This is a genomic window from Pseudoalteromonas sp. 10-33 (genome assembly GCF_001469195.1).
Classification (GTDB): domain Bacteria; phylum Pseudomonadota; class Gammaproteobacteria; order Enterobacterales; family Alteromonadaceae; genus Pseudoalteromonas.
The window spans coordinates 250,293-262,090 of the sequence record NZ_LOFI01000024.1 but is presented as its reverse complement, the minus strand read 5'-3'; the positions used below and the strand labels follow the sequence as shown (position 1 = coordinate 262,090).

Annotated in this window: 11 protein-coding genes and 1 pseudogene; 10 read left to right on the top strand and 2 right to left on the bottom strand. The window is 39.7% G+C overall.

Features of this window, described 5'->3' with window-relative positions; all coding sequences use genetic code 11:
• Positions 1–3: 3 nt before the first annotated feature.
• From queA to ATS76_RS13585, 7 genes and pseudogenes are all read left to right on the top strand, one after another.
• On the top strand, positions 4–1,035 hold the full coding sequence (queA, locus tag ATS76_RS13615; protein ID WP_058552556.1) for a tRNA preQ1(34) S-adenosylmethionine ribosyltransferase-isomerase QueA: 1,032 nt from the start codon (positions 4–6) through the stop codon (positions 1,033–1,035).
• Positions 1,036–1,219: 184 nt separating this feature from the next.
• Positions 1,220–2,347 carry a tRNA guanosine(34) transglycosylase Tgt gene (gene tgt / locus ATS76_RS13610; protein WP_058403779.1) on the top strand — a complete coding sequence of 376 codons (1,128 nt, stop codon included), beginning with the start codon at positions 1,220–1,222 and terminating at the stop codon, positions 2,345–2,347.
• Positions 2,348–2,372: 25 nt separating this feature from the next.
• Positions 2,373–2,708 (top strand): preprotein translocase subunit YajC, encoded by a 336-nt coding sequence (gene yajC, locus ATS76_RS13605; protein ID WP_058552555.1) that lies wholly within the window; start codon positions 2,373–2,375, stop codon positions 2,706–2,708.
• Between the two features lie 19 nt (positions 2,709–2,727).
• Positions 2,728–4,587 (top strand): annotated as a pseudogene (secD, locus tag ATS76_RS13600) (protein translocase subunit SecD).
• Positions 4,588–4,596: 9 nt separating this feature from the next.
• Positions 4,597–5,550 (top strand): protein translocase subunit SecF, encoded by a 954-nt coding sequence (gene secF / locus ATS76_RS13595; protein ID WP_058403777.1) that lies wholly within the window; start codon positions 4,597–4,599, stop codon positions 5,548–5,550.
• Positions 5,551–5,679: 129 nt separating this feature from the next.
• On the top strand, positions 5,680–7,467 hold the full coding sequence (locus tag ATS76_RS13590; protein ID WP_058552554.1) for a bifunctional diguanylate cyclase/phosphodiesterase: 1,788 nt from the start codon (positions 5,680–5,682) through the stop codon (positions 7,465–7,467).
• 12 nt (positions 7,468–7,479) lie between these two features.
• A complete protein-coding gene (locus ATS76_RS13585) occupies positions 7,480–8,289 on the top strand; it encodes a substrate-binding periplasmic protein (protein ID WP_058552553.1) in 810 nt (269 codons plus the stop codon).
• Positions 8,290–8,352: 63 nt separating this feature from the next.
• On the opposite strand, the gene suhB is transcribed toward ATS76_RS13585, so the two are convergent.
• Complete coding sequence (suhB, locus tag ATS76_RS13580; RefSeq protein WP_058552552.1) at positions 8,353–9,156, bottom strand: inositol-1-monophosphatase; 804 nt, start codon at positions 9,154–9,156, stop codon at positions 8,353–8,355.
• A 250-nt stretch (positions 9,157–9,406) separates the two neighbouring features.
• On the opposite strand from suhB, the gene ATS76_RS13575 reads away from it, so the two are divergent.
• Positions 9,407–9,823 (top strand): VOC family protein, encoded by a 417-nt coding sequence (locus ATS76_RS13575; protein ID WP_058552551.1) that lies wholly within the window; start codon positions 9,407–9,409, stop codon positions 9,821–9,823.
• 59 nt (positions 9,824–9,882) lie between these two features.
• On the opposite strand, the gene ATS76_RS13570 is transcribed toward ATS76_RS13575, so the two are convergent.
• The gene (locus tag ATS76_RS13570; RefSeq protein WP_058552550.1) at positions 9,883–10,539 is read right to left on the bottom strand and encodes a LiaF domain-containing protein; all 657 of its coding nucleotides are present in this window, start codon (positions 10,537–10,539) and stop codon (positions 9,883–9,885) included.
• A 320-nt stretch (positions 10,540–10,859) separates the two neighbouring features.
• Between ATS76_RS13570 and ATS76_RS13565 the strand changes: the two genes are divergently transcribed.
• Both ATS76_RS13565 and ATS76_RS19100 read left to right on the top strand, forming a co-directional pair.
• Positions 10,860–11,423: a BON domain-containing protein gene (locus ATS76_RS13565; RefSeq protein ID WP_006791180.1), complete on the top strand. Its 564-nt coding sequence runs from the start codon at positions 10,860–10,862 to the stop codon at positions 11,421–11,423.
• Positions 11,424–11,486: 63 nt separating this feature from the next.
• Complete coding sequence (locus tag ATS76_RS19100) at positions 11,487–11,645, top strand: YqaE/Pmp3 family membrane protein (RefSeq protein ID WP_006791179.1); 159 nt, start codon at positions 11,487–11,489, stop codon at positions 11,643–11,645.
• Positions 11,646–11,798 lie beyond the last annotated feature (153 nt).

Genomic DNA, 11,798 nt, shown 5'->3' with positions numbered 1-11,798 from the left:
ACTATGCGCGTAGCTGACTTTAGTTTTGACTTACCCGATGAATTAATTGCTCGCTTTCCAAAAAAAGATCGTACGAGCAGCCGCTTATTAAGCCTTGATGGTCCAACAGGGGAGATAAGCCATAAAGTATTTAGTGATATTCTTGAGCTAGTTAACGAAAACGACTTACTCATCTTTAATAATACGCGAGTAATACCTGCGCGTATGTTTGGTCAAAAAGCATCAGGCGGTAAGGTTGAGGTCCTTGTAGAACGAGTATTGGATGAACACCGTGTACTTGCTCATGTCCGTGCAAGTAAATCATTAAAACCAGGTAATGAGGTTATTTTAGAAGGCAAAGCTAAAGCCACGATGATTGCCCGTCACGATACTTTATTTGAACTTGAATTTGATCACAGCAAAAATGTACTCGATACACTTAACGATATTGGTCACATGCCATTACCGCCTTATATCGATCGACCAGATAATGAAGCTGATCGCGAACGGTATCAAACAGTCTACGGTGAAAAGCCTGGGGCTGTGGCAGCGCCTACAGCAGGCTTACACTTTGACGAGTCGCTTATGGCTACGCTTAAAAATAAAGGTGTAAAAATGGCGTTCGTTACGTTACACGTAGGTGCAGGCACATTTCAGCCCGTGCGTGTAGAAACGATTGACGAACACGTAATGCATTCAGAATATATTGAAGTTCCACAAGATGTGGTAGACGCCGTTGCACAAACTAAAGCAAATGGCGGGCGTGTTATCGCTGTTGGCACCACATCAATGCGTTCACTAGAGTCGGCTGCCAAAATACATGGCGGCAAGCTAGATACTTACTTTGGCGATACAGATATCTTTATTTTTCCGGGTTACCAATTTAACGTCGTCGATGCCATGGTTACTAATTTCCATTTACCTGAGTCAACGTTGATTATGTTAGTGAGTGCGTTTAGCGGACAAGACAATATTATGGGTGCTTATAACACTGCAATAGAACAAAAATATCGCTTTTTTAGTTATGGCGATGCTATGTTTTTAACACGTAAATAGCGCTGTTTTATTTATTATTAAATAAAAGTAACACTCAACCCCAGCATACTTGCTGGGGTTTTTAGTTGTAGATGATTATCACGAGCGAATTTACCGCAGCTAATAGTATTAGCAGTGCAAAAAGGGTAGAATCGAGCGGTTAAATTATAGCTTGTTGGACTGTTTTTCCGACATTGAGGATGATATGAAATTTGAATTAGACCGCACCGACGGTAAAGCGCGCCGCGGCCGCTTGATTTTTGACCGTGGTGTAATAGAAACGCCCGCATTTATGCCTGTAGGTACTTACGGTACTGTTAAAGGTATGACACCTGACGAAGTAAAAGCAACAGGTGCACAAATTTGTTTAGGTAATACCTTTCACTTAATGCTTCGCCCTGGTACTGAAATTATTAAGCAGCACGGCGACTTACACGACTTTATGAATTGGGATTTCCCAATTTTAACTGACTCAGGCGGTTTCCAAGTATTTAGCCTTGGCGCAATGCGTAAAATTACCGAAGAAGGTGTTTTATTTCAATCACCAGTAAATGGTGATCAAATAATGATGTCGCCAGAAAAGTCAATGGAAGTACAACGTGATTTAGGTTCGGATATTGTAATGATATTTGACGAATGTACGCCGTATCCAGCAACTGAAAAAGAAGCTAAAGATTCAATGGAGCTGTCTCTTCGTTGGGCAAAACGCTCAAAAGAAGGTCACGGCGATAACCCATCTGCGTTATTTGGTATTATTCAAGGTGGCATGTACCCAGAATTACGTGCACAATCGCAAGCTGGTCTAGAAGAAATTGGCTTTGATGGTTATGCGTTAGGTGGTTTATCAGTTGGTGAACCTAAAAACGAAATGATGAATATTCTTGATCATTGTGCGTACAAAATGCCTGAAGATAAACCACGATACTTAATGGGTGTGGGTAAACCAGAAGACTTAGTTGAATCGGTACGTCGCGGCATAGATATGTTTGACTGTGTTATGCCAACGCGCAATGCGCGTAACGGTCACTTATTTATTACTACGGGTATTATTAAAATCCGTAACGCTGTGCATAAAACAGATACCGGTCCACTTGACCCTGACTGTGATTGCCATACGTGTAAAAATTACTCGCGCGCTTATTTACATCACCTTGATAAATGTAACGAAATTTTAGGTGCACGACTAAACACAATACATAACTTACGTTACTATCAACGTGTTATGGAAGGCCTGCGCAATGCAATTAGCGAAGGTAAACTAGAAGAATTTGTAAAAGATTTTTACGCTCGCCGCGGCCAAGACGTGCCAGAGCTTGCAGATATAAAAAATTAAACTTTAAATTTAAAGAGGAAGTATTATGAGTTTATTTATTTCAAACGCACACGCATCAGTTGGCGCTCCTGCAGCCGGTGGCGGTATGGAAATGCTAATTATGTTAGCTATTTTCGGTTTAGTTTTTTACTTTTTAATTTACCGCCCACAAGCTAAGCGCGTTAAAGAGCATAAAGGCTTAATGAATGCGATGGCTAAAGGCGATGAAGTACTAACCCAAGGTGGTTTAGTTGGTAAGATTGTTAAAATTGCTGAAGATAAAGATTTCATCGTTATCTCTTTAAATGAGCAAGCAGAAGTGACAGTACAAAAAGCATCTGTATCTGCTGTATTGCCTAAAGGCACAATGAAGTCGCTATAAAAATAATAAGGACGACCCCGTGTTAAACAAGTTTCCAGTGTGGAAGTATTTACTTGTCTTAGCTGTGGTTGCCATTGGCCTTTTATATGCTTCTCCAAACTTGTATGGCCGTGATCCGGCTATACAAGTTTCGGGTGCTAAAGGTGCTGATGTTGATCTCAGTGTTGTAGACAAAGTAAATGAAACCCTTAAAAAACATAACGTAGCGGTTAAATCAACCAAGCTTGAAGGCGGGCAAATACTTGTTCGTTTCAAAAATGTTGAAGAACAATTAAAAGCGTAAGACTTATTGCGTGACTCGCTAAGTGACGATTACATTTCAGCCATTAATATGGCGCCTGCTCAACCTCTTTGGTTAAAATCCCTTGGCGGAAACCCAATGAAGCTAGGTCTAGATTTAAGTGGTGGCGTACATTTCACCATGGAAATCGACATGGCAACAGCGGTTGATAACCAGCTTGAGCAAATGGAACAAGATTTCCGAAGCGATCTGCGTGAAGAAAAACTTCGCTATCGCAGCGTTCGTCGTGTAGCCGGCTCTGACCGCATGCGTGTTGAAATGCGTAACGAAGAAGATAAAGACGCCGCAGAGCGCTTTTTAGAATCTCGTTATCCACTTAACGTATACATTGATGACAGCAGTAACGATAATGCATTTTTTGCCACCATGAGTGAGCAAAAGCTAAAAGAGATTCGTGATTACGCCATCAAGCAAAACGAAACAATTATTCGTAACCGTATTAATCAAATTGGTGTTGCAGAGCCCAACGTACAACGCCAAGGTGCTGAACGTATTATCGTGCAATTACCAGGTGTGCAAGATACCGCTCGTGCTAAAGAAATTTTAGGCGCGACAGCAACGCTTGAATTTCGTGAAGTAGACGAAAATGCTGATCCAAGCGCAGCAGCTCAAGGCCGTATCCCTGCGGGTACTGAAATGATCATGAGCCGCGATGGCTACCCTGTAGTACTTAAAAAACGTATTATTCTTGAAGGTAGCCATATCACTGGCGCGCAATCTGGCGCAGATGAATACCAACGCCCACAAGTTAGTATTTCACTCGACAGCAAAGGGGGTTCAAAAATGAATGCCTTTACTAAGCGTGCAATTGGCAAACGTATGGCAACGGTATTTATTGAATACAAACCATCAGGTAAAAAAGACGAAAACGGTAAAGCACTTCCACCTATTAAGGTAGAAGAAGTTATTAACGTGGCAACAATTCAAGCTCGTTTAGATCGCTCTTTTCGTATTACCGGTATCGATAACCCAGCTGAAGCGCATAACTTAAGTTTACTGCTTCGTGCAGGTGCACTTGTTGCACCAATTCAAATTGTTGAAGAGCGTACAGTGGGGCCAAGCTTAGGCCAAGAAAACATTGAAGCAGGTATGACCGCGGTTGCGCTCGGCTTTGCGTTTGTACTTGCCTTTATGCTTATTTACTACAAGGGCTTTGGTTTAGTAGCTAACTTAGCGCTTGCTGCTAACTTAGTGCTTATTGTTGGAATAATGTCACTTATTCCGGGTGCTACGTTAACCCTACCGGGTATTGCAGGTATTGTACTTACAGTCGGTATGGCGGTTGACGCTAACGTACTTATTTTTGAACGTATTCGTGAAGAGCTAGCCGATGGTCGTAGCCCGCAACAAGCCGTTCATTTTGGTTACGATAGCGCATTTAGCACTATATTTGATGCCAATATCACTACGCTAATTGCGGCAATTATATTGTTTGCTGTGGGCACAGGCCCAATTGCAGGCTTTGCGGTTACATTGGCTATTGGTATTTTAACTTCAATGTTTACAGCCATTGTTGGTACCCGAGCGGTGATCAACTTATTTATTGGTGGTAAACGCATTGATAAACTTTCTATTTAAGGAGCAGACATGCAAATTTTAAGTTTGGGTAGTAGAACCCTTCGTTTCATGTCTCTTCGAAAAGTAGCAATGGGCTTTTCTACGCTATTAATTGTAGCGTCGATAGTTTCAATGTTCACGAAGGGCTTGAATTTTGGTCTTGATTTTACTGGCGGCACCGCGGTAGAAGTGGGGTTTTCTCAGCCGGCAGACCTTAAAAAAGTGCGTAATGTATTAGCTGAGAATGGGTTTGCTGATGCGTCAGTGCAATTATTTGGTTCAAGCCAAGATATATTAGTGCGTTTAGCTCCACGTGGTAGCGACGTAAAAGCAGAAGTGATTGGTAACCAAGTAATTGATGCACTAAAAAAAGCGGACGACAGCGTAGTAATGCGCCGTATTGAGTTTGTTGGCCCAAGTGTCGGTGAAGACTTAAAAGAGCAGGGTGGCCTAGCCATGTTAACTGCACTTATTTGTATCTTAATCTACGTTGCATTTCGTTTTGAATGGCGATTTGCTGTTGGTGCTGTAGGCGCGCTATTACACGATGTAATTATTACGTTAGGTTTGTTTTCAATTTTGGGTTTAGAGTTCGATTTAACTATATTAGCGGCAATATTGGCGGTAATCGGTTACTCACTCAACGATACTATTGTTGTATCTGACCGTATTCGTGAAAACTTCCGTAAAGTACGCATCGACGATACCGTTGAAATTATCGATATTTCACTCACGCAAACACTTAACCGTACTCTTGTTACATCAATCACCACTATTTTGGTATTGATTGCATTGTTTGTATGGGGCGGACAAACTATTCATGGTTTTGCTACCGCATTATTGTTTGGTGTATTTATTGGTACGTATTCATCTGTATATGTTGCAAGCTCAGTTGCGCTTGCAATGGGTGTAAGTAAAGAAGATTTAATACCAGAAGTAATAGAAAAAGAAGGTGCAGATCAAGATCCAATGGCAATGCCATAATCTTAAATGCATTAAAAAAACCGCTCAATGAGCGGTTTTTTGTTGCCCGAAATATAAGAATTTGAAATAAATATGTCATACACAGTTGCTATTTTATTGCTCTAATCAAAATGATAATTGAGCCCAGTAGTGACCCTTCAACGACAAGCCTTAGAGGCTATTTTATATAGCGGAGAAGTAACCACGTTATTTCAGCCTATTTTAGATATATCTGGTCAGCTCATTCTTGGTTATGAGGCACTTAGTCGCGGTCCTCAAAGTAGCCCATTAGAAATGCCCAACACGTTATTTAAAGCTGCGCATCAAGAAGGCCTTATTTCTGAGTTAGAGCTGCTGTGCCGCTCAAAAGCAATAGAAAACTTTGTTAAGCTAAATCTGCAAGGTAAGCTTTTTTTAAATGTAAGCCCAAAAACGTTACTCGATCCTTGCCACCCAAAAGGCGAAACACGACACCTAACCGAGCATTTTGGTTTAGCGACTAATCGTGTTGTTATAGAAGTAACAGAGCAAGACAAAGTAGATAACGACGACTTATTAATTAAAACCATTGCTCATTACCGAGAACTGGGTTTTACCATTGCGATTGATGATTTAGGGGCTGGCTACTCTGGCTTGAAACAGTGGTCGGCACTGCGTCCCGACTATGTAAAAATAGACCGCTATTTTATCGATCATTGCGATCAGAGTGAGGTTAAAAAGGAGTTTTTAAAATCAATTATTGTTTTAGCTAAAGCAACAAACACCTTAGTAATTGCCGAAGGCATAGAGCGCTCTGAGGAGCTCGCACTGGTTGAAAGTTTAGGCATTAATAATGTACAAGGTTTTTTATTTGAACGACCGAACTTGCAACCAAGTCGTGATTTTAGCTCTGCTCAAATACAAGCACTTACATTTAAATTATGTGATCAGTTTGACCAGTCAATGGCCATTGGCGCGCTAAGCCAACCACAAAAGGCCATAGCAAGTGATACCCGTTGCAAAAATGCGCATTTACTTTTTGAGCAAGACAAAGCCATTATTAGCATACCTGTAATTAATCAACAGGGGCGGCCTGTTGGCTTATTACATAAAGACCAACTTACCGAGGTGTTTGCAGCACCCTACGGTCATGCCCTTTATGATAAGCGCCCTGTTATAGAGTTAATGGATAAACAACCCCTAATTGTTGATGAAGACCAAAAGCTAGATACGGTGAGTAAGCAAATAACTGAGCAAGACTTCGATATTAGGCGCCATATTGTTATTACTAGAGATAGCAATTATTTAGGGCTCGCGCCTCTTAGAGACATTTTAAAACACATAACAGAAGAAAAAATTCGCCACGCACAGCACGCTAATCCGCTAACAATGCTGCCAGGCAATGTCGCTATTAACGAGGCTATAGAGCAAAGGTTACGCAATAAAAATAAATTTCACCTAGCTTATATTGATCTGAATCACTTTAAACAGTTTAACGATCTTTATGGCTACGCTAGTGGCGACAGTGTCATTAAATTATTGGCTGATGTAACAGTGCAAGCCTGTGTAAATAGTGCTAACTTTGTAGGGCATATTGGTGGTGACGATTTTATGGTTGTTTTTGATCAAAATGATGCGGTAAGTATTTGCAATCGTATTATTGAACAGTTTGAATATCGTTCTCGTACCTTTTTTACGCCCGACCATATAGCCAGTAAAGGTTATTGGGCTACAAATCGTGAAGGTGAAAAGCAGTTTGTACCGTTACTTACCTTATCAATAGGATTAGTTGAACCCGATTTACAGCAGTGTAAAAATAGCCATCAGGTTGCAGCATTAGCAACGGATGCAAAGAAAGAAGCCAAACGATTTCGTCATAGCTATCTTTTTACATGCAAGCGAAGGCGCCCAGCGCCTGCAGTAGTGCGATTAGCAACTGGTAAAAAGGTAATTTACTAATAGGTGATCATGATGTTGCCATTAAAGTGTATCGTATGCGTAGTTAGCTTGTTGATTGGAAATGCTGTAGCAAGCGAAGTAAATAGTGTAAAAATTCCGAAAGATCAACATGCGCATTTTGCTCGTGATGATTACCTCCATGATATGCTAACCAAGGCATTGATAAGAGCCCAATATCCTGCCGAAATAGAACTTGTTGATGTACACCCGCATCAGCAGCGTAACTTAATGTCACTTGATGACGGCTCCCTTGATTTATATTGGAGCATGAGTAGCCCTGAACGAGAGTCATTGGCAACCGCCATCAAAATCCCATTGTTTAAAGGTTATATAGGTAAAAGAGCGCTAGTTACAAATAAAGACAATTTAGATAAATTTAAAGACATAAAAACGCTTGAGCAATTATCAAAGCTTAGTTCGGTACAGGGGCACGACTGGCCTGATATGCGCATATTGGTTAATAACGGTTTAAACGTGAGGCCATTATCAAACCTAAAAGCCATGTTTGCGCTTACTAGCCAAGGCCGCATAGATTATTTTCCGCGCTCATTTATTGAGGTAAATTCTGAGCTTTTAGAGCCACAGCATAAAAATTTACGTGTTGTGCCTAATTTATATATTAGCTACCCAACAGCGTTGTATTATTTTGTTTCTAAGGATAAGCCCGAATTAGCGAAAGCGGTTGAGCAGGGAATAAAAATAATGCAGCAAAATGGCGAGTTTGATGCGCTATTTTATGAATACTTTGCAACAGATTTAAACTCCCTTCCTTATACAAAAGGGGAAACTATTGAAATTAAATTGGTAAACCCTTACTTTTAAAAACAAAAAAGGAGCCTAGGCTCCTTTTTTAGTTGTACCAATTATATTGGTAAAAGCAATTTATTAGCGAAGTAACGACTCAGTTAACACTGGACGAATTTCACGAATAATAGCTTGAGTCAGTTTTGGTGCACCACAAATGATATTGCCACTGTGGTTATAGTTATTACCACCAGCAAAATCGACAACCATACCACCCGCTTCTTTAACCATTAGCTCGCCTGCAGCAGAGTGCCAAGGTTTTAAGCCAATTTCAAAAAAACCATCAACACGACCAGCTGCAACATACGCCATGTCTAATGCAGAACAACCTGCGCGACGAATATCAGCAGTGTGAACAAATAACGCTTTAAACGCTTCAGTGTATGCATCTGTATGTTGTTTATGCTTATAAGGGAAGCCCGTTGCTAAAACTGTACCAGCAAGAACGGTTGTTTTGCTTACGCGTAAACGTTTGCTGTTAAGTTGTGCGCCTTGACCTTTAGATGCAGTGAAAAGCTCACCACGGATTGGATCATAAATAACGGCTTGGTCTAAACGGCCTTTAACTTTAAGTGCAATAGAGATTGCGTAATGTGGGATACCTTTGATGAAGTTTGTTGTTCCATCGATAGGATCTACAATCCATTGGTAATCATCATCCTTGCCTTTGTGTTCACCTAGTTCTTCGCCCACAACAGAGTGAGTAGGGTAAGACTGTAAAATAGTGTCACGGATTACGGCTTCGGCTTCTTTATCAATATTAGTTACTAAGTCGTTAGCGCCTTTTTGTTGCACTTCAACTTTTGATAAGTCTTCGCTAGCGCGAAGTAAAATTTTGCCTGCGTTACGCGCAGCGCGAACCGCAATGTTTAACATTGGATGCATGGAGTTACCTTTGGGTTGTAAAAGAACGTTTGTATATTTCAGCCGGCGTATTTTAGCGACTTTTGACATAAAGTAAACAATAAACCCTAAATACTTGTGGGTGTTTTTTGTACAGCTTTGAAAGTATTGCACATTTAATTTAAATCATCGCGTATCTGCTCTATTACATATAAAAACTATAAAAAAGCACTTTACCTAAAGTTAGCTTGAGGTTTTATGATGCGTTTAAATTAACTAACAAGGACACAGTATGTATTTAGAACACGTAAACTTAGTTGTTAAAAACATCGATACCATGATTCGTTTTTACCAAGCTATTTTCCCGCATTGGGTAATACGAAGCGAAGGGCGGGGTGACTGGTACGGAAAACCAAGGCGTTGGGTCCACTTTGGTGACGACACGCAATACATAGCAATGAGCGATCATGGTGAGGGTGAAAACAGAGTGCTTTCAGGGCATCAAGTTGGGTTTGCTCACTTTGCTTACGTGACGGCTAATTTAGATAAAACGGTGTCTCGTTTAAATAAAGCGGGTTTTGCAGCATATAAGCACGGTACTAAAAATCCATTTAGAAAAAACATCTACTTCAGAGACCCTTCGGGTTTTGAGGTTGAGTTTGTAGAGTACTTGTCCGATGTTCCTGCTGAGCGAAATAATGATTTATAAGCCTGCAATGATAATATGGCTGCTAAAAAGCAGCCATATTAAAGCAAATACGGTTGTACTTATTTGTTAATTACCCCTAGCTGTGCCTTTAAATCGTTTGCAAAGCTAATAAACTTTTCTTTTATGGTACGCTTTACCTTTACTTCAACCGACCCTAATATCGCTTTGCCTTCAATATGAATGGTAGGGCCTTGGCGCTTATTTAATGTGACTGATTTGTTTTCTAGTGTGCTTAAAATACAAAACATTTTAGATACTACATTAACATGCTCGGGTACATAAATTTCGTCGCTACCAAAAATACAATTAACATGAATTGTCACGTTTTGATGTGTAAATATAGCGTCGGTGAAATCGAGTACCACAGAGCCCATATAATTATTTAGGTAAATATTTTTAGGCACTACCCATTGTCCGCTTCGCTCGTTTGAACCCAAAATACTGCGCAGTGTAATGTCGTCATCGCTATTTTGTTGAGCACTGTAATTAGGCGTAAACTGCGATTGCTTTTCAGCTTTGTATTGCTTGTCGGTATTAAGTGTTAAGTCTTCTATTAACGTAAGCAGCACAGAATTGTCTTTGGCGTCCATTGCTTTGTCTAATCGTCTTTCAAATGCCTCAACCGATATAACGCCATGGCTATAGTTATAAATTAACTGATCAATCACTTGTTCGCGTACTTGCTCTATTGGGCGGTCTTCAACTTTTACAGACATGGGGCATTCCTTAATTGTATTTGCAATTAGTTAACTAGTTAGCAAACCGTATACCAAAATTAATTTTGTTTATTATCAATAATTTAATTTTTAAAGGCTTTTTGTTTAGTTGTTATATTAACGATACATTAACCAAAATAGCAATAATCTAGTAATTTTCACACTTTGAGAAAGTTTTACTCACTTGCCTGTAAATAGGGGAAATACGTTAAACCTATAAGAGTCTATGTTTTTCGTTAAGTTTATGATTTTGAATGGTAAATAAAGTTGGCTTGATGTTCGCATTAGTTAAAGTGTCTTTAATCAAAAGGAGAAAGATTATGAAAACATTTAACAAATCTATTATCGCCGCGTTAGTTCTTGGTACAACAGCAATGGGTGCACAAGCAAACAGCTGGGAAAACGAAAGTAAAGATGCTTGGATTGATGGCAAGGCAGAAACTGTACTTCTAATGAACACAGACCTAAACAACTTTGACATAAACACTGATGTAACAAATGGCAAGGTAGTACTTACAGGTAAAGTTGATAGCGAAGTAGAGAAAGAGCTAGCAGAAGAGCTTGTACTTAGTCTAGATGGCGTCATGGACGTTGAAAACAGCCTAACCGTTGTTAAAAATATGAGCGCTAAACATACAGATTCTAAAATGATGGATGATGATAACGACCTAACGGACGCTAAAATCACCACCGTTATTACAACACGTTTCCTATTTGATTCAGAAGTAGGTGGAACCGATATTGATGTAGATACCGATAATGGTGTTGTTACACTAAACGGCTCGGTGGAATCATCGGCGGAAAAGCAATTAGCAATCGAAATTGCTAAAAATGCTGAAGACGTTCGTGATGTGGTAGATAACTTATCTATCGTAGCTGAATAACGTTATACTCAAAGCCCAGCATTGCTGGGCTTTTTGTTTTTAACTGTTTGAAGGAGCTAAATAATGGATATCATTCGCATAATACTGTCTGTTTTGCTACCACCACTGGGTGTTTTTTTACAAGTGGGCTTAGGTATGCATTTTTGGATTAATATTTTATTAACGCTATTGGGTTACTTCCCTGGGTTAATACATGCAATTTATATTATTGCTAAAAAATAATGCGTAGCTGAGCTATGTTTACGCCAGATGTAAGTAAATATTGCTCAGCGCATTCTATTAATAAATATTATTTTTAATCATTTTTACTTTATTTCCCTAAAACTCCCCAAATTTACCCATTCACACTCTTTAAAAGATTACAATTTAAGCAGT